Source organism: Mucilaginibacter sp. PAMB04274, assembly GCF_039634385.2.
Taxonomy (GTDB): Bacteria; Bacteroidota; Bacteroidia; order Sphingobacteriales; family Sphingobacteriaceae; genus Mucilaginibacter.
This window is the reverse complement of record NZ_CP155081.2, coordinates 93493-119114: the sequence shown is the minus strand read 5'-3', so window position 1 is coordinate 119114 and position 25622 is coordinate 93493. Positions and strand designations below refer to the sequence as shown.

Sequence of the window (25622 nt, the reverse complement as noted above, 5' to 3'; positions counted from 1 at the left end):
TAAAAAGAATATTTCTACACGGTTAAAAATTACCTTTACCATAACGAAATGGCGAAACAGCACCACTTTGTGCAAAAAGAGAAGCAAAATGTGTTAAAATTTACATAATACTAGTAAACCATTTGCAGGTATGTTGCTTAATCGTGTGATGTAAAAGCGTAACTTTACGTCGTCGCCCACTAATGCATTGCCGTAATTAATATGTTTGGATTATTTAGCAGAAGCAAAAAACAACCACAGGAAACTTTCGACTACAGCTTTGTTTCGGTTGATATGCACTCGCATATACTGCCGGGCATTGATGATGGTGCACAAACGGTAGAGGATTCGGTTTTACTGATACGGGAAATGATGAGTGTAGGCATAAAAAAAATAATTGCCACGCCGCACATCATGGCCGATTATTATAAGAATAACGCCACAACCATTAATGATGCCCTCAATCGCTTAAATGATCATTTACAGACCGAAGGCATTGAGATACCTATACAGGCCGCTGCCGAGCATTACTTTGATGAGTTTTTTGTAAAACTGATTGATAATAACGAATTAATGCTTATCAATAACCAGTTTGTTTTATTTGAACTGGCCTTTACCAGCAAACCGCCTAATTTAATTCATACCGTACAACGAATAACCGATAAAGGACTTACACCCATATTGGCCCATCCGGAGCGCTATCCGTACCTTACCCTTAGTGAGGTGGAAAGCTTACGCAGCTGGGGATGCCGTATCCAAACTAACACCATTGCTTTAACCGGCTACTATGGTAAAGAGGTTAAAAAAAGCGCCGAGGCTTTGGTTGATGAAGGATTTATTGATTACATATCAAGCGATATGCACCACCCGCGTCATGCTCTGGCGCTCAAAAACACCTTAAAAATGCCTTATCTGCAAAAGCTGAAAGATGGAGGCAAGCTCCTGAATCTTGAACTGCTTTAAGCCTTACCTCACTGCTTTTTTAAATCGATTGCTTTTCTGGAATCAGTATAAATAAGCTTTTAATGCACCCCCTTTTATAAAAAACAGGTAGCTTGGTATAGATAATCCAAGTACCTTATGGAAGACCTTAATAACGGGTTTACGGCAGATGATAATCATCAGCCGAAAGATAATCCAAGGCGTGATTTTTTAAAGAAATCATCGCTCCTTACTGCCGTGGCCCTAACGCCCGGCGTAGCTGTAAAAGCTGCCGAAAATCATCTGGACGAAAAAGTTGCGGCTGTATTCGAAAAATTGCCGCTCAATATTACGGTGAACGGAATAGCACATAAAGTTTCTATAGAACCCCGCGTAACCCTCTTGGATTTGCTGCGCGAACAACTGCACTTAACCGGTACTAAAAAAGGCTGTGATTACGGCCAGTGCGGTGCCTGCACTGTGCATGTTGATGGGCACCGGGTAAACTCCTGCCTTACGCTAGCCATGATGACTGACGGTAAAAAAGTAACCACCATTGAAGGCCTGGCTAAAGGCGATGAGTTGCACCCAATGCAGGAAGCTTTCATTAAGCACGATGGTTTCCAATGCGGTTACTGCACACCAGGGCAGATCATGTCTGCAGTGGCTTGCATCCGCGAGGGTCATGCCAACTCAGAAGGAGAAATCAGGGAATACATGAGCGGTAACATTTGCCGTTGCGGCGCCTATCCGAACATTGTAAATGCTATACAGGAAGTGAAGAACGGAGGGCAGCAGGTATGAAGCAGTTTCAATACGTTCGCCCGTCCAGTCAGCAAAATGTACTGGCTGCCATAGCACAGCCCGGCACCAAAATTATTGCCGGCGGCAGTAACCTGGTGGATCTGATGAAGCACGGTGTTATGACGCCCGATAAGCTGGTGGATATTAACAGGCTGCCTTTGCGCAATATTAGCGACATTAAAGGTGGCTTACACATTGGCGCACTGGCTCTTAACAGCCAGGTAGCCGAAGATAAGCTGGTAAAATCCATGTTTCCATTATTATCACAGGCCTTAAATGCAGGCGCATCTGCACAGTTGCGTAACATGGCTACCGTGGGTGGCAATATGATGCAGCGCACTCGTTGCCCATATTTTTATGATGTGGCCATGCCCTGCAACAAGCGCTCGCCGGGCACAGGCTGTGGTGCGCTGGAGGGCTTTAACCGCATGCACGCCATTTTTGGTTTTAGTGATAAGTGTATTGCCGTACACCCATCAGATATGGCCGTGGCCATGGCTGCACTGGATGCAACTGTGCTAATACAAGGCCGTAAGGGTGCCCGCCGGTTAAAGTTTACTGATTTTCATCGTTTGCCGGGCAATACACCCGAACTGGATAACAACCTGGCTAAAGATGAGCTGATTACAGGCGTAGAAATACCGGTTAACAATTTTGCTAATCACAGCTATTACCTTAAAGTTCGCGACCGGGCATCTTATGCTTTTGCACTGGTTTCGGTAGCTGCGGCGATGGATATACAGAATGGTATAATTAAAGATGCCCGCCTGGCTATGGGTGGCGTAGCACACAAGCCATGGCGCTTAACTGCTGCCGAGCAAGCTTTAAGAGGCAAGCCCGCTACCGCGGCTACTTTTGAGCAGGCAGCACAAGTGGCCATGCAAGGCGCCAAATCATTTAAAGACAACGCCTTTAAATTAAAAATGGCTCCGGCCACCATAACTGAAGCATTAAAACACGCAGCAGGATTGGTTTAGGTGATTGTGTGTTCTGATTTCTATGGTTTACGTAAGCTGTAGATGTAAGAGACTTAGAAACACATCATCCGTAACCAGAACACATAGCCTAAAAGCCAAGCTTGCAACTCCGAAGCCAGAACCAAACTAAAATGGAAAAAGAACTCCTCAATATACCCCCGTTTACCGAAGGCATTGACCGGGTAGACGGCCGCCTGAAAGTTACAGGAGCCGCTAAATATGCTGCCGAATTTGAGGTGCCGGGCATGAGCTATGCGGCTTTTACAACCAGCACCATAACTAAAGGCACTGTAAAAACCATAGACACCAGAGCTGCAGAACGTGCACCGGGCGTGCTAATGGTAATTACGCATTTAAATGCCCCCAAAATACCTGGTTATGAAACAGGTAAAGACCCCAGCAAGCCGCCTACCGGCGGTGGACCGTTAAGGTTTTTTGCGGATAACAGCATTAAATACAACGGCCAGCCTGTAGCCATGGTGATTGCTGATAGCTTTGAACGCGCTACGCACGCCGCCTCATTGGTAAAACTAGATTATGCCAAGGAAGCGCACCAAACCGACACTTCTAAAGTGTTAGATAAGGCCGCTACACCAAAAGGCCCCCGCTTTGCAGATTACAAACGCGGCAACCCTGATGAATGGCAAAGTGCCCCGGTTAAAATTGAAACGGAATACATTCAGCCTATTGAGGTACATAACCCTATGGAACTGAGCGCCATTATTGCGCACTGGACAGCCGATGATAAAGTTACCGTTTATGATAAGACCCAGGGTGTAAAATCAACGCAAAACGCCGTAGCCCAAGCATTCAAATTGCCGCTTGATAACGTGCAGGTGATCGCCAAGTTTGTAGGCGGCGCATTTGGTAATGCCCTGCGTACCTGGCCGCATGAAATTGCAACCGTTATGGCTGCCAAAATGGTTAAACGGCCGGTTAAACTGGTTTTGCCTCGCGAAATGCAGTTTTATACCGTAGGTTACCGTCCTTATACCTGGCAAAAAGTAAGTCTTGGTGCAACTGCCGATGGTAAGCTTACCGGCATAATTCATGAGGCACGGGCACAAACATCCAGCTTTGAGGAATTTACCGAGGGTACCGTAAACATGACCCGCTTTATGTATGCCTGCCCTAACGTAGGCACCATTTATAAAATTGTACCCGTTGATGTAAACACGCCTACCTGGATGCGCGGACCGGGTGAAGCTACCGGCGCCTTTGCACTAGAGTCGGCCATTGATGAACTGGCTGACAAGCTGGGCATGGATCCTATTGAGTTTCGTGTACGCAACCACGCCGATACCGATCCCGAAAATGGTAAGCCGTTCAGCACCAAGTATCTAAAAGAAGCCTACCAGATGGGAGCCGATAAAATTGGCTGGCAAAACCGTAAAAATAAGCCACGGTCGGTACAGGAAGACGGCTGGCTGATTGGCTATGGCATGGGTTCGGGTGTGTTTGGTGCAGGCCGCGGCCGTGCAACCGTAAAGGCAACTATGCTGGCCAATGGCACCTTATTACTGCAAACCGCCGTAACCGATATTGGCGTAGGTACTGGCACCGCCATGACGCAGATTGCATCAGAAGTGTTTACCACTGTTCCGGTTAACAAGATCAAATTCGAGCTGGGCGATTCCTCCCTGCCACCGTCACCAACACAAGGTGGATCTATGATAACCTCAACGGTAGGTTCGGCCGTGCATGAGGCTTGTTTGGCGCTTAAGGAAAAGTTTCAACAACTAATAGGCAACGGCGGTACCGATAAGCCCGATTATGCCCAGGTACTGAAGGAAAAAAACATGCCGCAGCTGGATGTAACTATAACATCATCAGGTACATCCGAAATGCGCAATTTCTCTAGCTACTCTTACTCGGTACATTTTGTGCAGGTAAAGGTACACCCTACTACCGGTGTGGTGCGCATTAACAAAGTGGTTTCCGTGGCCGATTCGGGCCATATTGTGAGCCCTAAAACAGCACGCAGCCAAATAGTGGGTGGCGCCATTGGTGGTATTGGGATGGCCCTGATGGAAGAAGGGGTAATTGATCACCGCTTTGGCCGGTACGTAAATGCCGACCTGGCCGGTTACCACGTACCTGTACACGCCGATATACCGCAAATTGATGCACTTTTTGTAAATAAGCCCGATTACAAGGTAAACCCTATGGGCGCCAAAGGCATAGGCGAGATAGCACTGATCGGCATGTCGGCCGCAGTAGCCAATGCCGTTTACAATGCCACCGGCAAACGCATTCGCGAGCTACCTATTACGCCTGATAAGGTGATGGGATAAGTTGGTGAGTTGTTCTATCAATGATGTCATCCCGAACGGTAGGGAGAGATCTTTTCAAACGTTAATCGCATGGAAAGGATTTCCCGCTCCCGCCCGGAATGACATTTTTATTTTATCTTGTTCCATGCAAACACGCAGAAATTACATAGCAATTGGCTTGATTATAGGCGTAGCCATAGGCATTGCTACCCGAAAACTGGCTATTGGTATTTGTATAGGCCTGGCCGTTGGTTTTTTATTAAATGGTTTGCAGAACCGGAAGAAGGATGAGTAGCTAAAGTCAGTAAGAATTAGGGATAAAAGGTTCACACAAATGGAACACTTCGTAATTAAAATTGTGGGCAGTTTAAGCGAAGGTACTAAACCGGTAGAATGACAGTCGGTTCTTTTAACTAATCAGCCGGTATATATCTCTCAGGTTGCGACCCAGTTCTTTATAATCCAGCCCGTAACCTACCACAAATTCGTTATCAATTTCAAAGCCTACGTAGCGTAACTCCTCAATTGATATTTCGAGCTTACCAGGTTTAAGCAGGAGGGAACAAACACGTATAGAAGCGGGGGCGTTCAGCTTTAACTTTTCGATCAAATAGCTCAGGGTATTGCCGGTATCCACAATGTCTTCTACAATGATGATGTGCCGGCCGCTAATATCAACACTCAGGTCAATATCCTCGCGTATTTTGCGGGTAGTGCTGGTGCCACCATAATAAGAAGCCAGTTTGGTAAAAGTTACCTCACAGGGTATGGTAATCTGCTTAATTAAATCGGCCACAAACAGAAAGCTGCCATTCAGTACACCAATGAAGATAGGGGTACGGCCGGCATACTCTGCGTTAAGCTGTTCGCCCAGTAAATTAATGCGTTTGGCTATAGCTTCTTCTTCAATCAGCGGCTCGAATGTCAGGTCGTCAATCTTCATGGTCACTCGTCTATTTTCTTTACAATTATACGTATTACTTGACTTAATCCTGTCACAGCAAAAGATATAATTTAGCGTATCTTTGCCGTTTCATGATAGATTATCAGGTACATACCCTACCAAACGGTATCCGCTTATTATACAAGCATGCCGCAACCAATATTACCCATACCTGCTTTGTTATAAATGCCGGCGCGCGCGATGAGCAGCCGCACAAAGATGGCCTGGCGCATTTTATTGAGCATTTGTTATTTAAGCAAACCGAGCGCCGCAACACCAACCAGATATTAAACCGCCTGGAGCTGGTAGGGGCCGATCTGAACGCCTATACCACTAAAGAGTATACCTGCATACACGCCTCCCTACTCAAACAACACCTGGAGCGCACATTGGATTTATTTGAGGATATTATCTTCCACTCCACCTTTCCTGAAGAGGAACTGATAAAAGAGCGCAGCGTAATACTAGACGAGATTGCCTCTTACCAGGACCAGCCCGAGGAAGCCATTCAGGATGATTTTGAGGGCATGCTGTTTAAAGGGCATGCTTTAGGTAATAACATTTTAGGTACCGAGGAATCGGTAAACCAATTAGACCGTGAAGATATTGCCGGGTTTATAGCCAGCACCTATAACACCCACGAAATGGTGTTTGCCGTAATTGGCGATTATGATTTTAACAAACTCATTAAACTTGCCGAAAAGTACCTCGGGGTTGTGCCTGCCAACACATCGGCCAAGGTGCGGCAAAAGCCGGGTAAACCTAAGGGTGAGCTGCTGCGTTTTCAAAAGCCTATTTCGCAAACCCATGGCGTTATTGGTAGTTTGGCTTATGATTCGGCCCACCAGCACAAAAGCGGCTTACTACTGGTAAACAATTTGCTGGGTGGCATGGGCATGAGCAGCCGCCTTAACCTCGAAATTAGGGAAAAGCATGGCATCGCTTACACCATCGAATCGAACTATACACCTTTAACCGATACCGGTATATTTTCAATTTATTTTGGCACCGATGAGGAAAAGGCCGCTAAGGCCATGAAACTTATCCACAAGGAACTCAAAAAGCTTCGTGATAACAAACTGGGAGCGTTACAACTGCACCAGGCCAAGCAAAAGTTTATAGGCCAGATTGCACTGGCCGAAGAAAACCGCCTGAGCCTCATCATCTCCATGGCCAAAAGCCTGGTCGATTTTAACTGTATCGATACCTTGCAGCAAGTATTCGATAAGATAGACATAGTTACAGCCGAGCAGATTCTTGAAATTACCAACGAGGTGTTTGATAAAGCGAGCCTGCTAACCCTGCTGTTCGAACCCAAGGATTAAGCTTAATAACATTAGCCGCTTCTAACAAGCAAACTATAGTTGCGCTTGTGTTGGTACAAAGTGTGTTAGTTTTAAGGGCAGTGCACTATACGTTCAACAATTAAGGCGGCGATCAAATTGTTCCTATTGTTGAAATGACACGATGTTAATCATTTATCAAATTAGTAAATTTTCTATCACAAGCATAAATCTGTAATTTTGCAGCATGAAATTGCCTATTGTAGCTTACGGGGATCCGGTATTGAGAAAAAAAGCCACTGATTTTGAGACAGAAGAAATAGCTGGCTTAAAACAGCTGGTTGCTGACATGTATGAAACTATGTATGCCGCCCGTGGCGTGGGTTTGGCTGCACCCCAGGTAGGCTTATCAAAGCGTTTATTCGTAGTTGACGCTACCCCTTTTGATGATGAGGAGCCCGAATTAAAGGATTTTAAAAAGGCATTCATCAACCCGCAAATACTGGAAGAAACAGGCGAAGAATGGGCCTTTAATGAAGGTTGCCTGAGCATACCCGACGTGCGCGAAGACGTTTACCGCCAGCCGGTTGTACGCCTTTCCTATTATAATGAGGACATGCAACAACATGAGGAAACCTTTAAAGGTATGGCGGCGCGCATTATACAACACGAGTACGATCATATTGAAGGTAAACTATTTACAGACAAACTAAGCCCGCTGCGCAAACGCCTGCTCGAAAAACGCCTCGGTGATATTTCGAGAGGGATAGTGAAGGTGGATTATAAAATGAAATTTCCGGCGGCTAAAAAAGGCCGGTAAGCCCCGGTGCTTTAAAAACTCGTGTCATTTCGAGTGATAATGAAAAATCTTTCTATGCAACAAACTTGTACTTCGGAAAGGATCGCTCACTATCATTCGGGATGACATTGTTGTTTATACCTAAAAAGATGCCTTGCAATAGATCAATCGGTGTTCATAACTCTGTATCCTAAATCATCTATATTTGCCCCATGCAAACCATCACCTGGCACGATTTTGAAAAGGTTGAGCTCCGTGCAGGCACTATTTTAGAAGTGCATGACTTTCCACAGGCACGCAAGCCGGCGTACAAATTAAAGGTTGATTTTGGTCCGCTTGGCACTAAATGGTCGAGCGCACAGATCACTAAACATTATACTAAAGAAGAATTGATAGGCCGCCAGATATTAGGCGTAGTTAATTTTCCCGAAAAACAGATAGCAAACTTTATGTCGCAATTTTTGGTTACCGGGTTAGCCGATCACAATGGCGATATTGTTTTAACCACCGTTGAAAGGCCAGTACCCAACGGCAGCAAACTGATTTAATGCGATTTATAAGTTTTGATAACGAAAGTTCGGTTTCGCCCGATGAATTTTTTATGAACGAGGCCCTGCGCGAGGCCAGGCTTGCCTATAGCGAAGATGAAATTCCAATTGGCGCTATTGTAACCTGCCAGGGTAAGATTATTGGCAGGGGGCATAACCTTACCGAGCGCCTTAACGATGTATCGGCTCACGCCGAAATGCAGGCTCTTACTGCGGCTGCCAACTATTTAGGCGGTAAGTATTTAAAAGACTGCACGCTATATGTTACTATGGAGCCCTGTGTAATGTGTGCCGGAGCATCGTATTGGTTCCAAATAGGTAAAATTGTGTTTGGCGCTTATGATACGCGGCTGGGCTTTGGTCGTTTAAATCAAAAAATCACGCATCCCAAAACCCTTGTTACCGGCGGCATACGCGAAAATGAATGTGCCGAGCTGGTTAGGGAATTCTTCAGGAGCAAACGCAGCAAAACTTAACAATAATCTGAACAAATATGTGGGTCAACCCTTTATATTTGCGGAGATACATCTTATTTAACCTTAAAAATTAGTCATATGGCATTTGAATTACCAGCGTTACCATACGCTACCGACGCACTGGAACCGCACATTGATAAAGCTACTATGGAAATTCACCATGGCAAGCACCACCAGGCTTATGTTACCAACTTAAATAAAGCTTTGGAAGGCAAACCTGAGGCAACCAGCAGCATCGAAGAAATTGTTAAGCACATTTCTAAATTCCCGCCTGCTGTACGTAACAATGGTGGTGGCCATTACAACCATACTTTATTTTGGACTTTATTATCACCAAACGGTGGTGGCGAGCCAACCGGCGAACTGGCTGATGCTATTAAAAGCACTTTCGGCTCGTTTGATGAACTGAAAACCAAAATGAACGAAGCAGGTGCAACCCGTTTTGGTTCAGGCTGGGCATGGTTAGTAGTTACTGCCGATAAAAAACTGGCTGTAACCTCAACACCTAACCAGGACAACCCACTAATGGACCTGCCCGAAATTGCGGTTAAAGGCACGCCAATTTTAGGTATCGACGTTTGGGAACATGCTTACTATCTGAAATACCAGAACAAGCGCCCGGATTACTTAGCAGCTATCTGGAACGTAATTAACTGGAACCACGTTGCTGAGCTTTACAAAAAAGCAAAGTAAGGATCAGAATTTAAGAAGCAAGAGCCAAAGCATTGTTATTGTGAGAACAAAGCAATGCGAAGGGTAGAACTTTAAGCTTCGGCTCAATAGAAAAAAGCGGCAGGATAAACAATCCTGCCGCTTTTGCTATTAATTAAGGTATGAAAAAGCTTGTTTTCCCTACCTTGTTCTCTATGCTGCTGTTTTTAAGCAGCTGTGAAATTGTGGGCGGCATATTTAAAGCCGGCTTCTACGTGGGCGTTAGTATCGTTGTACTCATTGTCATATTAATTATTTATCTCATTCTTAAATTTCGTGGCGGCAGCAACCGCTAAATTTTACATATGAAAGCAATGGTATTAGTTGGGGCCGATCAGCCTCTTACCCTACAAGCAGTTGATAAACCATCCCTGGCCACCGGCGAGGCATTGGTGCAAATTAAAGCCGCAGCCCTAAACAGGCGCGATTACTGGATAACCATCGGCAAATATGCCGGCATAAAGTATCCTACCATTTTAGGGTCTGACGGTGCGGGTGTGGTGACCGAGGTTGGGCCAGATACTGACCCATACTGGCTGGGCAAGGAAGTGATTATTAACCCAGGGCACGAGTGGGGCGATCACCCGGCGTACCAGGGTAAAGACTTTAAAATAATGGGGCTGCCGGAAGACGGCTCAATGGCCGAATATGTTAAGGTAAAAACCGAATATCTGCAGGCTAAACCAGCGCACCTCACGTTTGAGCAGGCTGCGGCTATCCCGCTGGCTGGCTTAACTGCTTACCGTGCGCTTTTTACTAAAGGTGGTGCCAAAGCGGGCAACAAAGTGCTTATTGTGGGTGCAGGCGCGGGTACCGGTACTTTTGCGGTACAGTTTGCTGTAGCTGCAGGTTGCCAGGTATTTGTTACCTCGGGTAGTGGCGAAAAAATTGAGCGCGCTAGGCAACTGGGTGCAGCTGCAGGCGTAAACTATAAAGCACAGGATTGGGCCGAAGAACTGAAGCACCTGGCCGGCGGCTTTGATGTGATTATAGACAGCGCCCTGGGTAAAGATTTTGCCAAGGTGCCGGGTTTATGTAACCCCGGCGCCCGTATTGTGTTTTTTGGTGCCACGGCTGGTAACATCCCAGAATTGGATGCCCGTACGCTTTTTGCCAAACAAATACAGCTATTAGGTACCATGATGGGTACTCCTGACGATTTTACGGCTATGCTGAATTTAGTGAATGAACACCAGATAGTTCCGGTAGTTGATGAAGTGTTCCCCTTGGAGGATGCACAAAAAGCGGTTGATAAAATGGGCAGCTCATCGCAATTTGGCAAACTGGTATTACGGGTGTCCTGATGCTGCAATTAAGGGTTGAAACGATTAGACGCGAAACGGCCGATACACTAACCTTTTATTTGAGGGAGGTGTCGGGTCATCGTGTGCTTTATAAAGCAGGGCAGTTTATTACACTGGTTATCAATCATCATGGCGAGGAAATACGGCGTTCTTACTCCCTCAGTTCCTCGCCTGATGAGGATATGCTGGCCGTCACCATTAAGCGTATACCCAACGGCGAAATAACCCGCTACCTGCATACCTACGCCAAGGTTGGCGATGTATGGAATGTGGTGCCGCCTGCAGGCCGTTTTAACCTCCCGGAAGCTTTAACCATTAAACCCTATGTATATTTTGCCGCGGGCAGCGGTATTTCGCCAGTATACGCGCATATTAAGTACCTGCTAAAACATCATACTAATTGTCGCATATTCTTATTCTACAGTAATCTGAGCTGGCGGTCTGTTATATTTAAGGATGATCTGGAACAACTCGGTAAGCAGCACCCCGAGCAATTAACAATTATACATTTGGTAAGTGAGGAGGGTAAACGGCTTAACAATATTGTAGCCGAACAACTAGTGCGTAAATACATCCCAAATGATTTTGCCACAGCCAACTATTACCTGTGCGGACCTTACACATACATGCGCATGGTGCGGCTTACATTGTTGTATATGCACATTGCTGCAGAATACATCCACAAAGAGAATTTTGTACTGGAAACCGTTCCGCAAAGCACTGCAGTTAATAACTTTGTGCCACGCAAACTGCGTATACATTTCCATAATGAGTGGCATGACCTGATGGCTGGCGAAAACCAAACGATTTTACAGGCGGCTTTGCAAAACCGGCTACACTTACCTTATAGTTGTGGTAGCGGCGTTTGTGCTGCCTGTGCTGTAAAGTGCAAAAGCGGAAAAGTAACCATTGTTAAAAATGAAGTACTTACTGATGCCGAAATAAAACAGGGCTGGGTACTCACCTGCACCGGTTATGCTACCAGCGATGATGTGGTGTTAGAATTGTAAGGTGCGCCTTAACGTTGATATATGCCGATACAAACGGCATATATTCCGGAGTTCTGTTCTTTATATTGAGGTGTTTTGTGAAAAACTGTGTTACCATGTGCATCCAGCTTTCATGGTATTGGCTAAAACTCCGTTACCCTCGAATCCGCCCTGTTGTACTTAAGCCTAAAAATCAGTTATTTAGTGTTTGCTAATACAAACCGGCCCAACGCTGCCGTTAATAATGCAAACCCATGAACAAATTTAGCTGTTTACTGGTAGCTGCTGCTTTGCTTTGCAGCACTACTTATGCCCAACGTATGAATATCAAACCATCTGCCTACCCGCAAACCCAAAAAGGGACTGTAACTGATACCTATTTCGACACCACCGTACCCGATCCCTACCGCTGGCTGGAAGATGACCAAGCCGCCGATACCAAAGCCTGGGTGGTGGAGCAAAACAAAGTTACACAGGGCTACCTCTCACAGATACCCTACCGGGAGGCTATCCGCAAACGTCTTGAAATGTTATGGAACTACGAAAAATACAGTGCACCATTTAAGGAAGGTAATTACACCTACTTTTATAAGAATGATGGTTTGCAAAGTCAGTCGGTGCTGTATCGCCAAACGGAGGGCGGCCAGCCCGAAGTATTTTTGGATCCCAACAAACTCTCTAAAGATGGCACCACGTCTTTAGCGGGTATCTCGTTCACTACCGATGGCAGCATGGCCGCTTACCAGCTCTCCACCGGCGGCTCCGACTGGACCAACGCCATAGTAATCAAAGCCAGCGACAAAACTGTAGTTGGTGATATGCTCAAAGACATCAAGTTCTCGGGCATAGCCTGGAAGGGTAACGAGGGTTTTTATTATAGTAGTTACGATAAGCCAAAAGAAGGTAGTCAGCTTTCGGGCATGACGCAATACCACAAGCTGTACTACCATAAGGTAGGTACGCCGCAAAGTGCTGATAAGCTTATATTTGGTGGCGAGCAAACGCCTCGCCGCTACATTGGCGCTTACCTTACCGAAGATGAACGCTTTCTGGTGATTACGGCTGCCAACTCAACCACCGGCAATGAGCTATATATACAGGACCTTAGCGAGGCCAACAGCCCGATTGTAAATGTGGTGAATAATATGGACAATGTGCACCACGTGGTAGATAACGCAGGCGACAAGCTATACATCCATACTAATCTGTACGCCCCAACTTACAAGCTGGTAACGGTTGATGCCGCAAATCCGCAAACGAGCAACTGGAAGGACCTGATTCCTAAATCGAAAAACGTACTGGAGGTCTCGACAGCTGGCGGCAAACTGTTTGCACATTACCTAAAAGATGCTACCACCCTGATACAGCAATATGATATGAACGGCAAGCTGGAGCATACGGTTGCATTACCGTCGGTAGGTGCGGCATCGGGCTTTAGCGCTAAGAAGGGGGAAAAAGACATTTACTATACCTTTACATCGTACACTTACCCATCAACCATATTTAAGTACAATTTGGCTACCGGGAAATCGGATGTATACAAGAAATCGGGAGTGCAGTTTAACCCAGAGTTGTATGAAAGCAAGCAGGTGTTCTATAAATCAAAAGATGGAACCAAGGTGCCTATGATTATCACTTATAAAAAGGGTACGGTTCTTAACGGCAAAAATCCAACCTTGCTATATGCTTACGGAGGCTTCGGTGTTAGCTTAACGCCAGCCTTTAGCACTTCCAATATTGTTTTGTTAGAGCAGGGCGGCGTTTACGCCGTTCCAAACCTGCGCGGCGGCGGCGAGTATGGCGAAACCTGGCACAAAGCCGGCACCAAAATGCGCAAGCAAAACGTATTTGACGATTTTATTGCTGCGGCCGAGTACCTCATTCAAAGTAAGTATACATCTAAAGACTATTTGGCTATTGCAGGCGGCTCAAACGGTGGTTTGCTTGTAGGCGCTACCATAACGCAACGCCCCGACTTGTGTAAGGTAGCCTTCCCGGCTGTAGGTGTAATGGACATGCTGCGTTATAATAAATTTACAGCAGGCGCCGGCTGGGCTTATGACTATGGCACCGCCGAAGACAGCCCCGAAATGTTTGAGTACCTGTACCATTACTCGCCTTACCACGCACTTAAGCCGGCCAGCTATCCTGCCACTATGGTTACCACTGCCGATCATGACGACCGTGTGGTTCCCGCACACTCTTTTAAGTTTGCTGCCCGGCTACAGGAGTACCAACAAGGCGAAGCTCCTACACTTATCCGTATCGAAACCAACGCCGGCCATGGCGCCGGACGTTCAACAGCGCAAATAATTGGGCAGGAAACGGATAAGTGGGCGTTTATGTTGATGAATATGGGGATGGAGTTTAAGTAATTAGTCTGCTAACAAGCTTTGGAATAAAAAAAGCCGCTATAAAGCGGCTTTTTTTATTTCCATAATGTTCAATTAACGGCCACGGCCATGACCGTTGCCATTGTTCCAGCCGTTACCCCGGCCGTTGTTGCCTTTGTACTTTACCTTTTTTTCTTTAACCACAACGCTACGGCCGTGGTTCTTATATTTTACATCTTTGCTGTTGCGAATAATCACCTGATCGTGACGGCCACGGTAGTTGGCGTAGCGGCTACGATAGGTATTGTCGCGTTCCCATGGGTTGCGGTCGTTAACTACTACTTTGTAGCTGTTATAAATATCATAGTTACGGTAACGGGCTGGCAAGGTGCGTGAGCGGGTCCAGCGGTTATTATCTAAGTACACATACTCATGGGTAGGCACTGAGTAGTAAGCATCAATATCGGGCAGGTAATAATTATCTACATAATCGTAACCAGCAGGGCCCCAATCTGGCTGGCTGCCAATATTAACATTTACCCTAATTTGTGCATCGGCTGATTTATTGAACGCAAGACCACTTACTAAAATGGCGGCTGCAATGATGATCTTTTTCATAGTATCTTAAATTTGATAATATGACAAGCATTGCAGCAATATAGTTTAAACTACCTGCTGTATCTCTTTAGTTACAATTGTTGTTACACAATTAATTACTGTCATCAACCTTAGCAGCAGCCAGGGTAACTTGTGGTTTACCTATTACCTTATAGTTGCCTTCGCCCTTAAGTATGGATGCAATAAGTGTTTTATCCTGCAAAACGCCCAGGGCTTTAGCCAATTCTTTATCATATTTAAAGTTGGCCTCATAGCGCCCTTTTTCAAAATAGTAGCGTGATGCAATTTCATTCTCCAGAATCTGCTTAATTTCAAACTTATGTACCTGCAGGTCATTCTTTTTGGTGCTGGCCAGTTTGTTCTTTAACGCTTCCAGCTCAGGCTGCAACTCGGGATATTGTTTGTCTTTAGATGCCTCAGTTTTCAAGGCAGCCAGTATCTTTTCGCTGGCACTGTTGTAGCTGTAGTTTTTGCCTGAGAGATATTTAACAAAGTCTGCATATTCAGTATCGTTCAAACTAAACGTTTTTGCCTGGTTAATTTTAGCATGTGTATTACGGTACGCATTAGCATAGTCAAATATAAGGTACTTGGTTACCAGTGTTTGGGTCACATCGGCAAAGCGTTCTTGTTTAACTGCCAGATCGGGGAATACACCGCTGCCATCGTAAACAGAGCGGCCTGCATGTGTTTTAAATTCGTGCAGTGATGAATCGGCCATTTTTACTACACTGCCATCATCTTTCCGATGTGCATAATCTAACGCCTGCACGCAACGGCCCGATGGAATGAAGTATTTGGCAATCGTAATTTTTACCAGGCTGCTGTAAGGCAAACTGAATGTTTGCTGTACCAGCCCTTTGCCATAGCTGCGCTGACCGATGATAACCGCACGGTCAAGGTCTTGCAATGCCCCGGCCACAATTTCGGATGCAGATGCCGAACGACCATTTACCAGCACTACTAGTGGAAGGTTGCCTTCAAGCGGAGCCGAAACGGTACGATAAGTAAAATTTTTCTCCTTGATCTTTCCTTTTTGAGATACTACTTCGATGTCCTTTTGTACAAACAGGTTTACAATCTTTACAGCTTCCTGTAAAATACCGCCTCCGTTTGAACGCAGATCCAGTATAATACCATTAGGGTTATTCTTCTTAATGTTTGTTAAAGCATTGGTTACCTCGTCGGCAGAGTTCTCCAGAAACTTATCAAGTTTTATATAGCCGATATTGCCATCAACCATACCATAATAGGATACATTTGGTTGTTTAATCTCTTCCCTAATCAGGCTCTTTTCTATGATGGGCTCGTCGCCCCGTTTGATCTGCAATTTTATGCCTGCACCTTTGCTGCCTTTAAGCAGTTGGCTAACCTGGTCGCTGTTGCGGCTGGTAAGTTCAATTTCGTTAATCTTTACAATCTGATCACCTGCCCGTATGTCAGCTTTTTGTGCAGGGAAACCTTCAAACACCTCAGATACGTACACTTTGCCATTTCGCGAAAAAATGGAAGTACCAATGCCCCCATATTGGGTGCTTACATAATGCAGCTTATAATCTTCAATCTCAGACTCGGGCACAAACTCGGTGTAAGGATCCAACCCGTTGAGCATAGCGTCTACCCCGGTTTTAACCATTTTGGCCGAATTAATATCGTCCACATAGTTCAGGTTTACTTCTTTGTATACAGAGGCAAAAACATCCAGATTTTTAGAGATCTGAAATAAATCATCCTTAAAACTAAATACGGTAGCTGCCAGCAGGGTGGCCCCAACAAATAAACCTGCTTTACGATAGGTATGCTTCACGCTCATGTCCTTCAAACTCACTGTTACGCAACAATGTATGTTAAAGATACAAAAAAGCCCTTCTGTTTTTCAAAAGGGCTTTTATTTTTTCAGAGCCTGTTATTATCAATATTAACCAAGGCCTTTTTCAGGGTAAATATTACATACTCGGGGTCGCGATTCACCAGGACAGCCAGGCGGTTAATTAAGTTTTCTTCTTGACCTTCGCTATACTGCAGCTCATCATCGCTCAGATCTCTATATTTGCGCTGAAGTTTAATTTTAACCCGGGGCCAGTCTTTGTTGCTAATGCTGATTTGTGCCATGGATACAAAAATATAAAAAAACCTAAGGCTCGGTAACTACAACAAAAATTCTGTTCGGCATGTTAAACCATTTTCCATTATAACCATCTTAACAATTAACTTAAATTATTTACACATGAAAAAATACATCTTAAGCATAGCCCTTTTAGCAGCTACCATTGCAGGCGCTAAAGCGCAAAGTACCTTTGGTATAAAGGGCGGCGTCAACTTTTCGAAAATTAATACGGATAACCTTAGTGAATCAACTACGGCAGGATACCAGGCCGGTGTATTTGCACGGGTTGGTAATGTATGGTACCTGCAGCCCGAAGTTTACTTAGGCAGCCGCGGTGGTAAGTTTGAAGGCAGCGGCACCGGTAATACAGCCAGCGCCAGTGGTAAAGTAACATTTACTACTTTAAACGTGCCGGTTTTATTAGGCAGAAAATTAGTTAGCGTTGGTTCGTTAAACGTACGTGCAATGGCTGGCCCAATTTATTCGTATAATTTAAGCGATAAAAACACTCTGCGCAATGTAGCTGATGATTTTGGCAATTATAAAAACAGCACCTTGGGCTTTCAGGCCGGCGCTGGAGTGGATATTGGTAACATAACTGCCGATTTACGCTACGAGGGCGGACTTACCAAGATAAATGAAAAATATGGTCAGCGCGTAAACCTGTGGGCGTTGAGCATTGGTTTTAAAATACTTTAGCGAACCGCAAATCCTCCCCTTAAGCTAGGGGACTTTTAAGGCTGTCACTTTGAACGATAGCGAGAAATCTTTTTAAAGCGATAAGCTTTTACATCAGAAAAAGATCTCTCACCTGAGTTCGGGGTGACAGCTTTTTTTATGATTGATGCCGTAGGCAAACCCCCAAATTATACTATTGAAAAAGATTGGATATGAAGAGCACTATTTAGAGTCAGGAACTATTACGAAATAAAATGATAATCAAGTTTACAAAAAACCTAATAAAACAGCAAAGCCCCCTGATGGGCAGGGGACTTTTACTAACCAATTATAAACCTAAATTATGAGAAGAGCTGTTGGGGAAGGATTCGAACCTTCAAAGAGTGGTTAGCCCGCTTCGGGTTTCCCATTATCTCCGCCACCGGGACAAGGAGGTGTGTCTGCCAAAAATTTCACCACCCAACATTGTTTTGTTTAAAGAACAAGCATGTAATTATCTTATATGCTTAATACAAATTTAAAGCCCAAAGCTTTTTCTTGCAAATATTTCAATAAAATATTTGCATTTTTATTCAAATTTTAATTATCCTTGTGTATAAATAGATAAATACAAATTTATGCCGCACAGAAAAGCCCAAAATTTAGAAATTGATAATTTGGACATCCAAATTCTCTCTATTTTAATGAAAAATGCTACCACGCCTTACACTGAAATTGCTAAAGATCTGATTGTTTCGGGTGGTACCATACACGTCCGGATGAAGAAACTGGAAGAGATGGGCGTAATTAAAGGTGCCAGTTTAGAGGTAAACCCTCAAAAACTGGGATTTGATGTAACGGCTTTTTTAGGTATCTATCTTGAAAAGGGGTCACAATACCATGAAGCTGTTAAAAAGCTAAAGGAAATTAATGAGATTGTAGAACTGCATTATACCACCGGCGAGTGGAGTATCTTTGCCAAAATAGTTTGCCATGATACTAACCACCTGCGCGAAGTTTTGAACGAAAACATACAGAGCGTACCGGGCATTTCACGTACCGAAACCTTCATCTCGCTAGAAGAGTCTATAAAGCGCCAGATTACTTTAGATTAATACTGAGCGGCCAACTTATTTATAAAAGCACAGTCATCGCAAACGGTAGCGAGAAATCTTTTTGAACAGCATACGCGCTAATTACCTTGAAAAGATTTCTCGCTACCGCTTGAAATGACACATTCGCAGAGTACCTCTCTCGCTATTTGAACTTAGCTTTAAGTGCGGCTAGTTTGCTTTGCATATCCGTTTCAGGTTCTTTTTTGCCGCGGTTTTGCTGCGTAGCCGGCAAAGGCTTTCTGGCAGTGCCGTTATTATTTTTGGGCTCGTTTTCTTTCATGCTGAGTGATATCCGCTTGCGGTTTACATCCACTTCGGTAACGGTTACCTCAACCTGCTGGTGTACCTTCAATACTTCATTAGGGTCTTTAATATAACGGTTGGTTATCTGGCTCAAATGCACTAAACCGTCCTGGTGTACACCAATATCTACAAAGGCGCCAAAGTTGGTTATGTTGGTTACAATGCCCGGCAGCTTCATCCCTACTTTCAAATCTTTTACCTCGTTTACACCTTCGGTAAAACTAAAAGCTTCGAACTGCTCACGCGGATCGCGGCCCGGCTTGGCCAGCTCGGCCATAATATCATTCAGGGTAGGCAAGCCTACCTTATCTGATGCGTACTTTTGTAACGGCATGCTCTTACGCAGCTTTTCATTGGTCATCAGATCGCGTATGGAGGCATTGCTGTCTTTAGCCATTTGTTCAACCAGGCTGTAACGCTCGGGGTGAACACCGCTCGCCTCCAACGGATTGTCTGATCCCTGAATACGCAGAAAACCCGCCGCCTGTTCAAATGCCTTGTCGCCTAAGCGCGGCACCTTTTTTAGCTGCTCGCGACGTTTAAAAGCGCCATTCTGGTTACGGTATTCAACAATATTCTGAGCCAATTGGGGACCTAAGCCTGATACGTAAGCCAGTACTTGTTTTGACGCCGTGTTTAATTCTACACCAACCGCGTTCACGCAACTAATCACTGTATCATCCAGCGAAGTTTGCAGCTTGTTCTGATCCACATCATGCTGATACTGGCCAACGCCAATAGATTTTGGATCGATTTTAACAAGCTCAGCCAATGGGTCCATTAAACGCCGACCAATTGATACTGCACCGCGCACGGTAACATCCTTATCCGGAAACTCTTCCCGCGCCACTTCTGATGCAGAATAAATAGAAGCGCCACTCTCGTTAACCATCACAATCGTAACGCCCGGCAATTGCAGGTTGCGTACAAACAGTTCCGTTTCGCGACCGGCCGTGCCGTTACCAATAGCAATAGCCTCAACTTTGTAAGTCTCAAACAGGTGTTTAACTGTTTTCTCGGCCTCGCGTGCCTGCCCAGCACCTGTATGCGGGAAAACGGCAGTATATTCTAACAGCTTACCCTGCTCATCTAAACACACCACTTTACAACCGGTACGAAAACCCGGATCAATAGCCATTACCCGCTTCTGACCTAGTGGTGCAGCAAGCAATAGCTGGCGGGCATTTTCTGCAAACACCCGTATGGCCTCTTCATCGGCGCGTTTTTTGGTCAGCAAACGGGCTTCAGTTTCCATTGATGGTTTAAGCAGGCGTTTATACCCATCGGCAATGGCCAAACGCACCTGGTCTGATGATGAATTGTTTGCTGTAACAAATGTTCGGTCTAACAGCGCAATAGCCTCATCCTCTGGCGGCAGTATATCCAGATATAATATCTCTTCTTTTTCGCCGCGGCGCATAGCCAGTACCCGGTGAGATGGCGCCGTTTTAACCGGCTCTGTCCAGTCGAAATAGTCTTTATATTTTATACCACTCTCTTCTTTACCGGGCACAACTTTAGCCTGGAACGAACCCTTTTCTATAAACAGCTCACGTAGCTGAGCACGTATTTCGGCATGCTCACTTATGGTTTCGGCAATAATATCGCGGGCACCTGCAAGGGCTTCTTCGGGTGTGTTTACACCTTTTTCGGCATCTACATATTTATCGGCCTCGGCTTGCAGGTCAACTTTGGTTTGCGCAATTACCAAATCGGCCAGTGGTTGCAAGCCTTTCTCACGGGCGGCAGTTGCCCGGGTTTTGCGTTTAGGGCGGTAAGGCAGGTAAATATCTTCAAGGGCCACCATGGTCTCGGCCTCATCAATCTGCTTCTGCAATTCGGGCGTTAGCCTGCCCAGGTCGGTAAGTGATTTAAGAATGGCTTCGCGGCGTTTATCCAAATCGCGAAGTTGCTGTATGCGGTCGCGGATGGCGGTAATCTGCACTTCGTCGAGGCTACCCGTTAGCTCTTTTCGGTAGCGGGAAATGAAAGGAACCGTTGCCCCCTCATCTAATAAACTCACCGTTGCCGTTACCTGCTTGGAGGCTACCGACAACTCCTGCGCAATTTTTATAAAATGATCAATCATGTACACGTATCTGTTTGAAAAGGCGAAGGTAGTAAATATAAAAGCCAGGAGACAAGAGACAAAAGCCAAGATTTTGTGCGTAATCTTATCTTATAGATGTCTGTTTAGTTCTTGCTTCTTGTTTCCCGGCGCTAAGAATTATCTTTGCCCAATGGATTCACAGCAAGTGCGGTTATTTGAATTAAAGCTGGCGGAGATATATAATAGAACGGAATGGTTACAGTACGAGTTGCCGCTGCAGCAGTTTGTGGCGCTGTTTCCTATTGAATATAAAGCCGGCCGCCCGCAGCGCCCGGACATGCCCGAAGAGGTTGACTTAGATCGTAATACACGGCTGGCTATTATGGTAGCCTTTAGAGAAGCGTTCAGTTAAACTTTAGCTTTAAGCCTCTCCTCGCGCGATACCGTAATAAGCAAAAACACCAGTAAGGTAGTAAAGCAAACCACACCAAGTGCGGCCAGTGCAATGCGCCAGTTTTGGTGCAGCAACATGCCTTTGTACATGCTCCGTACACCCACTACTATCATTCCGGTAAAAATGATGAAGGGGATGATAAGCTTTTGCCTGAGGGTTAGGGTCGACTTCATAATTTAAAGATAAAAATTATTCGGCTAAAGCGGTAGGCAGCAGCAAATTAATTCATAATTGCCCACATGTTTTGTCGCAAATGCACCTTACGCATTTTAACCCTATACCCCATCTTTGCATGAGTTAATAACCTTAAAATCTAACGCCATGGAGAAGTTAACCTTTAACACCCTAATTAAGGCACCGCGAAAAACGGTATGGAACATTTTATGGAGCAATGAAACTTACCCGGTATGGACAAGCGCTTTTTGTGAAGGTTCGCATGCCTTAACGGATTGGCAGCAAGGTAGTAAAGTGCTATTTTTAGATGGCAAGGGCTCAGGCATGGTATCGACCGTTGCTGAGCGCCGCGAGCCAGAGTACATGTCGTTCGAACACTTGGGTGAGGTGAAGGACGGCGTTGAGGATACCGAAAGCGACAAGGTAAAACAATGGGCCGGCGCACACGAAAATTACACGCTGAATGAGGCCAACGGACAGACAGAGCTGGTGGTAGAGATGGATAGCGATGCTAACTTTAAAGATTACTTTTTGAAAACCTGGCCCCCGGCAATGGATAAGATCAAAGAACTGGCCGAGGCAAAATAGCATTGTATGGAAAATTACCATCAGCCCCAGGACCTGCACATCATGTATGTGACGGCCGATTCTTTTCCGGAAGGTATTGAAGCAGCTTTTAAAAAATTAGAACGTTTAGTTGGTGGCAGCAGCAACCGTGAGTTCTTTGGCCTGTCGAAACCCGACAGAGGCACTATTGTGTACCGGGCAGGCGTATTACGGCTTAACCCAGAGGAAGCTACGCCATACGGCCTCGAAACTTATATTATGGAAAAAGGCAATTACATTACACTTACTGTCTATAACTTTATGGACAACATACAGGCTATAGGCAGCGCGTTCCAACAATTACTGCACACACACCAATTAGACCCGGTAGCATGGTGCATTGAGCGCTATACTGGCAATGATGTAATTTGTATGGTTAAATTAAGAGACAAACCGGAATAATAGCCTTGTGTAAATATGCAAGCTGCGATTACACAGCACCTTGTTTGCACGGTTATACAGAACCATGCACGGGCTTAATTAGCTTGCCGCTGCTTGGCAATTTCTTTAATGGCATCTTTTAACAACATACGCCCTTGTGTATTAAGTTGTGCATTTTGCCGTTCGCCGTTCAATTCGTAATCAATGTGGTTCTTTGCAGTGCTTTGAGCAATCAATTCATCTTCCTTGTTCTTGCACTTAAAGTACCCATTGGGCGATATGTACACAATGTCTGTATTGGCGTCATTAAACACAATATTGCCGCTGTATTCAATTTTTAAATAATCGGCATTAGTCCAAATAGACATTTTAGTGATTTTTCGGTGATGGCATGAACCAATCAGGAGGCCTACCATAGTAACAAGCAGTAAGATTAACCTTTTCATTTGATGTAAGATTTTGGGGTACAGCACAAAAGTAAATAAAACATAGTAATATGCAATACAAAGTACTATATTTTATTAGATTTTGTTTCGTTGCCCTTAAACCAATCTACTTACAAGCAAACTCAAATCAATTATTTATCGGTTACACACCTAAATCCTAAGTGTTCCATTCCGCTATCTTCTGTACTTTTCATACGGCGCGCCACGCGGAAACCCGAACAATAACTGTTATTGCATAAAAATGAGCCGCCACGTATTACGCGCTTAACAGCATACGGCTCTTGCGGATCAAAACTATTTTGAGGTCCTTGCGGGTTTTTAGTGGGGCTTGTTCTGTAATAATCGGGGTGATAGAAATCGTTGCACCATTCCCACACGTTGCCAGCCATATCATACAAGCCATAACCATTTGCCTTAAAAGTTTTTGAAGGAGATGCAAGGTAGTATTTGTCTTTCAGCGTGTTCTTGTACGGAAAGTTACCCTCCCAAATATTGGCTTTGGCTATGCCCGCCGTAACGGGCTCGTTACCCCATGGATATACCTTGCCCGGCAAACCGCCCCTTGCGGCCCATTCCCACTCGGCTTCGGTAGGCAGGCGTTTGCCTGCCCAGCGGCAGTAAGCCTGCGCATCGAACCATGAAACCTGCGTTACGGGGTAATTGCTACGACCTTCAATACTGCTGCCCGGCCCATGTGGGTGCCGCCAGTCGGCACCCTTTTGCCAGGTCCACCATTGGCTGTAGTCGTTTAGGTTAACTTCGTTTTTAGTAGGGTGAAATACCAGCGAGGCGGCAACCATTAAACTGTCGGGTGGCTTGGGAGTGTCGGGTGGCATCTGCTTCTTCAGCTCATTCCAGTCGGGCTTTTTTTCGGCAGTAGTAATGTAACCAGTAGCCTTTACAAACGCTTCAAACTCGGCGTTGGTTACTTCTGTTGCATCCATCCAAAAGCCGCCTACGGCTACCCGGTGCTTAGGGTATTCATCGGCCGAGGCCTCATTGTTGTCCCCTCCCATCTGATAGGTTCCGCCAGCAATCCAAACCATGCCGGTATGCGCTTTTAAGTCAGCTACTGATGTTAATGGCCTAGGCTGCTCCAACCGTGCGCCGGCAAACCGCAATGGTATATTAGATTCACAACACAGCGCTTTCTTCTTGTTTTTGGGCTCTTCCTGCTGTTTTGGTTGACTGGTAGATTTATTTTCGGGCTGACGGCAGGCTGCTATACTACAACCCATCAGTACACTCAAAGCTACTTTTAAAAGAGAATTTAAACCCTTTTGCTTACAAACAATTCCTTCAAACATTTTCCTTTAGCAATGTGTCATTTTGCACAAAGCTAAGCTACCTATTTACAGGAGCGTTTTCAAACAATATTAGCGCTGCATCACTGCGGTAGTCTTGATAGCAGGTTGATATATGAGCAGCTACTTTACCAATAAGTTTGGATAGTCAGAAATAATGCCGTCGACACCCAGGGCTTTCAACGCTGCAATTTCTTTCAGCGTATTCACTGTCCAGGGAATAACCTTAATACCTTTTTGATGGCAGGTTTTAACCATATTGGCCGTTACCAGTTTATAGTTGGGACTGTAAATGTAGGGCGTAAAGCCGAGATCGGTTAAATTAGATTCAAGTGTATTTTTATTTTCAACAAGAAAAGATGTTTTTACCTGCGGATATTTTTGATGCAGCACCTGTATGGTACGCTTATCAAACGACTGAATAATTACGTAAGGCGTAATCTTTTTCTTTTCTATGACTTCCATTAGTAACTGCACAAATTTTTCCGGGCCAGGGTTATAAACGCCATCACCTTCCGGCTTGCTTTTGGTTTCAATATTGTAGAAAACCTGTGGTTTGCCGGCTTTTTTAATTTTTGCCTGCACGCTGTCAATCACATCAGCCAGCAATGGGATATGCGCTTTGAGCTTTTGTTGCTGCGGAAACTTATCATAAGGCTTTGAACCAACATCGAACCGGGCAATATCCGCATATTTCATTTGATACAAGGCATACTTGTGCGCATCTGCCTTGGTTATCTCTTTACCATCTCCTGTTAAGGCAAACAGGGGGTTAAACGCGTCATCATGCGATAAAACCACTTTACCGTCAGCAGTAATATGCGCATCCATTTCCAGTGTGGTTACACCCAGGGCAACCGCGTTGAGCATGGCCGGTATCGTATTTTCAGGCTGCAAACCTCGACCTCCCCGGTGCGCCTCGGTATCAAATACCGGAAACGCAGGAGCGGCTTTTTGTGCGTTGGAGCTATGTGCTGCCAGCATCAGGGCAATTATAGCAAAGCTCATTACTGCCTTCATAAAATTCAAATAAGTATTAATAAGGTTGTCATCCCGAATGAAAGTGA

Annotated in this window: 28 protein-coding genes and 1 tRNA gene; 19 read left to right on the top strand and 10 right to left on the bottom strand. The window is 45.1% G+C overall.

Translation table 11 applies throughout. From position 1 onward, the window contains the following. Positions 1-201: 201 nt before the first annotated feature. The 5 genes from ABDD95_RS00585 (at position 202) to ABDD95_RS00565 (ending at position 5249) form a co-directional block, all read left to right on the top strand. The gene (locus ABDD95_RS00585) at positions 202-942 is read left to right on the top strand and encodes a CpsB/CapC family capsule biosynthesis tyrosine phosphatase (protein WP_345949957.1); all 741 of its coding nucleotides are present in this window, start codon (positions 202-204) and stop codon (positions 940-942) included. 117 nt (positions 943-1059) lie between these two features. Then, the gene (locus tag ABDD95_RS00580; protein WP_345949956.1) at positions 1060-1704 is read left to right on the top strand and encodes a (2Fe-2S)-binding protein; all 645 of its coding nucleotides are present in this window, start codon (positions 1060-1062) and stop codon (positions 1702-1704) included. Next, entirely contained in the window at positions 1701-2681 is a 981-nt protein-coding gene (locus tag ABDD95_RS00575; protein ID WP_345949955.1) for a xanthine dehydrogenase family protein subunit M, read from the top strand. The genes ABDD95_RS00580 and ABDD95_RS00575 overlap by 4 nt, the downstream gene beginning before the upstream one ends. Before the next feature lie 131 nt (positions 2682-2812). Continuing rightward, on the top strand, positions 2813-4975 hold the full coding sequence (locus ABDD95_RS00570) for a xanthine dehydrogenase family protein molybdopterin-binding subunit (RefSeq protein WP_345949954.1): 2163 nt from the start codon (positions 2813-2815) through the stop codon (positions 4973-4975). Positions 4976-5099: 124 nt separating this feature from the next. Continuing rightward, positions 5100-5249: a hypothetical protein gene (locus tag ABDD95_RS00565; protein WP_345949953.1), complete on the top strand. Its 150-nt coding sequence runs from the start codon at positions 5100-5102 to the stop codon at positions 5247-5249. Between the two features lie 114 nt (positions 5250-5363). Here ABDD95_RS00565 and hpt read toward each other — a convergent pair whose 3' ends face one another. Next, positions 5364-5897 carry a hypoxanthine phosphoribosyltransferase gene (gene hpt / locus ABDD95_RS00560; RefSeq protein ID WP_345949952.1) on the bottom strand — a complete coding sequence of 178 codons (534 nt, stop codon included), beginning with the start codon at positions 5895-5897 and terminating at the stop codon, positions 5364-5366. A gap of 95 nt (positions 5898-5992) precedes the next feature. On the opposite strand from hpt, the gene ABDD95_RS00555 reads away from it, so the two are divergent. From ABDD95_RS00555 to ABDD95_RS00515, 9 genes are all read left to right on the top strand, one after another. Then, positions 5993-7222, top strand: coding sequence for a pitrilysin family protein (locus ABDD95_RS00555; RefSeq protein ID WP_345952081.1), 1230 nt, complete (start codon positions 5993-5995; stop codon positions 7220-7222). A gap of 205 nt (positions 7223-7427) precedes the next feature. After that, a complete protein-coding gene (gene def, locus ABDD95_RS00550; RefSeq protein WP_345949951.1) occupies positions 7428-8000 on the top strand; it encodes a peptide deformylase in 573 nt (190 codons plus the stop codon). Between the two features lie 191 nt (positions 8001-8191). Next, positions 8192-8527 (top strand): tRNA-binding protein, encoded by a 336-nt coding sequence (locus ABDD95_RS00545; RefSeq protein WP_345949950.1) that lies wholly within the window; start codon positions 8192-8194, stop codon positions 8525-8527. Continuing rightward, complete coding sequence (locus tag ABDD95_RS00540; RefSeq protein WP_345949949.1) at positions 8527-9003, top strand: nucleoside deaminase; 477 nt, start codon at positions 8527-8529, stop codon at positions 9001-9003. The genes ABDD95_RS00545 and ABDD95_RS00540 overlap by 1 nt, the downstream gene beginning before the upstream one ends. Before the next feature lie 78 nt (positions 9004-9081). After that, the gene (locus ABDD95_RS00535; RefSeq protein WP_345949948.1) at positions 9082-9696 is read left to right on the top strand and encodes a superoxide dismutase; all 615 of its coding nucleotides are present in this window, start codon (positions 9082-9084) and stop codon (positions 9694-9696) included. A 140-nt stretch (positions 9697-9836) separates the two neighbouring features. Continuing rightward, entirely contained in the window at positions 9837-10010 is a 174-nt protein-coding gene (locus tag ABDD95_RS00530; RefSeq protein WP_345949947.1) for a phosphatidate cytidylyltransferase, read from the top strand. A 9-nt stretch (positions 10011-10019) separates the two neighbouring features. Then, on the top strand, positions 10020-11018 hold the full coding sequence (locus tag ABDD95_RS00525; RefSeq protein ID WP_345949946.1) for a zinc-binding dehydrogenase: 999 nt from the start codon (positions 10020-10022) through the stop codon (positions 11016-11018). Next, positions 11018-12028: a ferredoxin--NADP reductase gene (locus tag ABDD95_RS00520; protein ID WP_345949945.1), complete on the top strand. Its 1011-nt coding sequence runs from the start codon at positions 11018-11020 to the stop codon at positions 12026-12028. The genes ABDD95_RS00525 and ABDD95_RS00520 overlap by 1 nt, the downstream gene beginning before the upstream one ends. Positions 12029-12327: 299 nt before the next feature. Next, on the top strand, positions 12328-14382 hold the full coding sequence (locus ABDD95_RS00515) for a prolyl oligopeptidase family serine peptidase (protein ID WP_345952080.1): 2055 nt from the start codon (positions 12328-12330) through the stop codon (positions 14380-14382). Between the two features lie 72 nt (positions 14383-14454). Here the strand turns inward: ABDD95_RS00515 and ABDD95_RS00510 are convergent, their stop codons facing one another. From ABDD95_RS00510 to ABDD95_RS00500, 3 genes are all read right to left on the bottom strand, one after another. Continuing rightward, positions 14455-14958 (bottom strand): hypothetical protein, encoded by a 504-nt coding sequence (locus ABDD95_RS00510; RefSeq protein WP_345949944.1) that lies wholly within the window; start codon positions 14956-14958, stop codon positions 14455-14457. 91 nt (positions 14959-15049) lie between these two features. Next, positions 15050-16771: a S41 family peptidase gene (locus ABDD95_RS00505; RefSeq protein WP_345949943.1), complete on the bottom strand. Its 1722-nt coding sequence runs from the start codon at positions 16769-16771 to the stop codon at positions 15050-15052. A gap of 83 nt (positions 16772-16854) precedes the next feature. Then, the gene (locus ABDD95_RS00500) at positions 16855-17070 is read right to left on the bottom strand and encodes a hypothetical protein (RefSeq protein WP_345949942.1); all 216 of its coding nucleotides are present in this window, start codon (positions 17068-17070) and stop codon (positions 16855-16857) included. Between the two features lie 115 nt (positions 17071-17185). On the opposite strand from ABDD95_RS00500, the gene ABDD95_RS00495 reads away from it, so the two are divergent. Further along, on the top strand, positions 17186-17764 hold the full coding sequence (locus tag ABDD95_RS00495; RefSeq protein ID WP_345949941.1) for a porin family protein: 579 nt from the start codon (positions 17186-17188) through the stop codon (positions 17762-17764). 332 nt (positions 17765-18096) lie between these two features. Here ABDD95_RS00495 and ABDD95_RS00490 read toward each other — a convergent pair. Further along, positions 18097-18208 (bottom strand) — tRNA-Asp (locus ABDD95_RS00490). A gap of 152 nt (positions 18209-18360) precedes the next feature. Here ABDD95_RS00490 and ABDD95_RS00485 point away from each other — a divergent pair. Then, positions 18361-18837, top strand: coding sequence for an Lrp/AsnC ligand binding domain-containing protein (locus ABDD95_RS00485; protein WP_345949940.1), 477 nt, complete (start codon positions 18361-18363; stop codon positions 18835-18837). 142 nt (positions 18838-18979) lie between these two features. Here the strand turns inward: ABDD95_RS00485 and ABDD95_RS00480 are convergent, their stop codons facing one another. Then, positions 18980-21229 carry a Tex family protein gene (locus ABDD95_RS00480; protein ID WP_345949939.1) on the bottom strand — a complete coding sequence of 750 codons (2250 nt, stop codon included), beginning with the start codon at positions 21227-21229 and terminating at the stop codon, positions 18980-18982. Between the two features lie 151 nt (positions 21230-21380). Here ABDD95_RS00480 and ABDD95_RS00475 point away from each other — a divergent pair, with 151 nt between their 5' ends. Beyond that, entirely contained in the window at positions 21381-21602 is a 222-nt protein-coding gene (locus tag ABDD95_RS00475) for a hypothetical protein (protein ID WP_345949938.1), read from the top strand. Here the strand turns inward: ABDD95_RS00475 and ABDD95_RS00470 are convergent. Beyond that, the gene (locus ABDD95_RS00470) at positions 21599-21817 is read right to left on the bottom strand and encodes a hypothetical protein (protein ID WP_345949937.1); all 219 of its coding nucleotides are present in this window, start codon (positions 21815-21817) and stop codon (positions 21599-21601) included. The genes ABDD95_RS00475 and ABDD95_RS00470 overlap by 4 nt on opposite strands. Positions 21818-21965: 148 nt before the next feature. Between ABDD95_RS00470 and ABDD95_RS00465 the strand changes: the two genes are divergently transcribed. Further along, entirely contained in the window at positions 21966-22406 is a 441-nt protein-coding gene (locus ABDD95_RS00465; protein WP_345949936.1) for an SRPBCC domain-containing protein, read from the top strand. A gap of 6 nt (positions 22407-22412) precedes the next feature. Then, a complete protein-coding gene (locus tag ABDD95_RS00460; protein WP_345949935.1) occupies positions 22413-22826 on the top strand; it encodes a transcriptional regulator in 414 nt (137 codons plus the stop codon). 74 nt (positions 22827-22900) lie between these two features. On the opposite strand, the gene ABDD95_RS00455 is transcribed toward ABDD95_RS00460, so the two are convergent. The 3 genes from ABDD95_RS00455 to ABDD95_RS00445 all read right to left on the bottom strand — a co-directional run bounded on the left by ABDD95_RS00455 (position 22901) and on the right by ABDD95_RS00445 (position 25575). After that, positions 22901-23251 (bottom strand): hypothetical protein, encoded by a 351-nt coding sequence (locus ABDD95_RS00455; protein WP_345949934.1) that lies wholly within the window; start codon positions 23249-23251, stop codon positions 22901-22903. Positions 23252-23382: 131 nt separating this feature from the next. After that, positions 23383-24558, bottom strand: coding sequence for a formylglycine-generating enzyme family protein (locus tag ABDD95_RS00450; protein WP_345949933.1), 1176 nt, complete (start codon positions 24556-24558; stop codon positions 23383-23385). A gap of 120 nt (positions 24559-24678) precedes the next feature. Then, the gene (locus tag ABDD95_RS00445) at positions 24679-25575 is read right to left on the bottom strand and encodes a glycerophosphodiester phosphodiesterase family protein (RefSeq protein ID WP_345949932.1); all 897 of its coding nucleotides are present in this window, start codon (positions 25573-25575) and stop codon (positions 24679-24681) included. Positions 25576-25622 lie beyond the last annotated feature (47 nt).

Coding starts and splice junctions, on each gene's coding strand:
- ABDD95_RS00585 (WP_345949957.1), top strand. CDS start 202: ATGTTTGGATTATTTAGCAGAAGCAAAAAACAACCACAGGAAACTTTC.
- ABDD95_RS00580 (WP_345949956.1), top strand. CDS start 1,060: ATGGAAGACCTTAATAACGGGTTTACGGCAGATGATAATCATCAGCCG.
- ABDD95_RS00575 (WP_345949955.1), top strand. CDS start 1,701: ATGAAGCAGTTTCAATACGTTCGCCCGTCCAGTCAGCAAAATGTACTG.
- ABDD95_RS00570 (WP_345949954.1), top strand. CDS start 2,813: ATGGAAAAAGAACTCCTCAATATACCCCCGTTTACCGAAGGCATTGAC.
- ABDD95_RS00565 (WP_345949953.1), top strand. CDS start 5,100: ATGCAAACACGCAGAAATTACATAGCAATTGGCTTGATTATAGGCGTA.
- hpt (WP_345949952.1), bottom strand. CDS start 5,897: ATGAAGATTGACGACCTGACATTCGAGCCGCTGATTGAAGAAGAAGCT.
- def (WP_345949951.1), top strand. CDS start 7,428: ATGAAATTGCCTATTGTAGCTTACGGGGATCCGGTATTGAGAAAAAAA.
- ABDD95_RS00545 (WP_345949950.1), top strand. CDS start 8,192: ATGCAAACCATCACCTGGCACGATTTTGAAAAGGTTGAGCTCCGTGCA.
- ABDD95_RS00540 (WP_345949949.1), top strand. CDS start 8,527: ATGCGATTTATAAGTTTTGATAACGAAAGTTCGGTTTCGCCCGATGAA.
- ABDD95_RS00535 (WP_345949948.1), top strand. CDS start 9,082: ATGGCATTTGAATTACCAGCGTTACCATACGCTACCGACGCACTGGAA.
- ABDD95_RS00530 (WP_345949947.1), top strand. CDS start 9,837: ATGAAAAAGCTTGTTTTCCCTACCTTGTTCTCTATGCTGCTGTTTTTA.
- ABDD95_RS00525 (WP_345949946.1), top strand. CDS start 10,020: ATGAAAGCAATGGTATTAGTTGGGGCCGATCAGCCTCTTACCCTACAA.
- ABDD95_RS00520 (WP_345949945.1), top strand. CDS start 11,018: ATGCTGCAATTAAGGGTTGAAACGATTAGACGCGAAACGGCCGATACA.
- ABDD95_RS00515 (WP_345952080.1), top strand. CDS start 12,328: ATGAATATCAAACCATCTGCCTACCCGCAAACCCAAAAAGGGACTGTA.
- ABDD95_RS00510 (WP_345949944.1), bottom strand. CDS start 14,958: ATGAAAAAGATCATCATTGCAGCCGCCATTTTAGTAAGTGGTCTTGCG.
- ABDD95_RS00505 (WP_345949943.1), bottom strand. CDS start 16,771: ATGAGCGTGAAGCATACCTATCGTAAAGCAGGTTTATTTGTTGGGGCC.
- ABDD95_RS00500 (WP_345949942.1), bottom strand. CDS start 17,070: ATGGCACAAATCAGCATTAGCAACAAAGACTGGCCCCGGGTTAAAATT.
- ABDD95_RS00495 (WP_345949941.1), top strand. CDS start 17,186: ATGAAAAAATACATCTTAAGCATAGCCCTTTTAGCAGCTACCATTGCA.
- ABDD95_RS00485 (WP_345949940.1), top strand. CDS start 18,361: ATGCCGCACAGAAAAGCCCAAAATTTAGAAATTGATAATTTGGACATC.
- ABDD95_RS00480 (WP_345949939.1), bottom strand. CDS start 21,229: ATGATTGATCATTTTATAAAAATTGCGCAGGAGTTGTCGGTAGCCTCC.
- ABDD95_RS00475 (WP_345949938.1), top strand. CDS start 21,381: ATGGATTCACAGCAAGTGCGGTTATTTGAATTAAAGCTGGCGGAGATA.
- ABDD95_RS00470 (WP_345949937.1), bottom strand. CDS start 21,817: ATGAAGTCGACCCTAACCCTCAGGCAAAAGCTTATCATCCCCTTCATC.
- ABDD95_RS00465 (WP_345949936.1), top strand. CDS start 21,966: ATGGAGAAGTTAACCTTTAACACCCTAATTAAGGCACCGCGAAAAACG.
- ABDD95_RS00460 (WP_345949935.1), top strand. CDS start 22,413: ATGGAAAATTACCATCAGCCCCAGGACCTGCACATCATGTATGTGACG.
- ABDD95_RS00455 (WP_345949934.1), bottom strand. CDS start 23,251: ATGAAAAGGTTAATCTTACTGCTTGTTACTATGGTAGGCCTCCTGATT.
- ABDD95_RS00450 (WP_345949933.1), bottom strand. CDS start 24,558: ATGTTTGAAGGAATTGTTTGTAAGCAAAAGGGTTTAAATTCTCTTTTA.
- ABDD95_RS00445 (WP_345949932.1), bottom strand. CDS start 25,575: ATGAAGGCAGTAATGAGCTTTGCTATAATTGCCCTGATGCTGGCAGCA.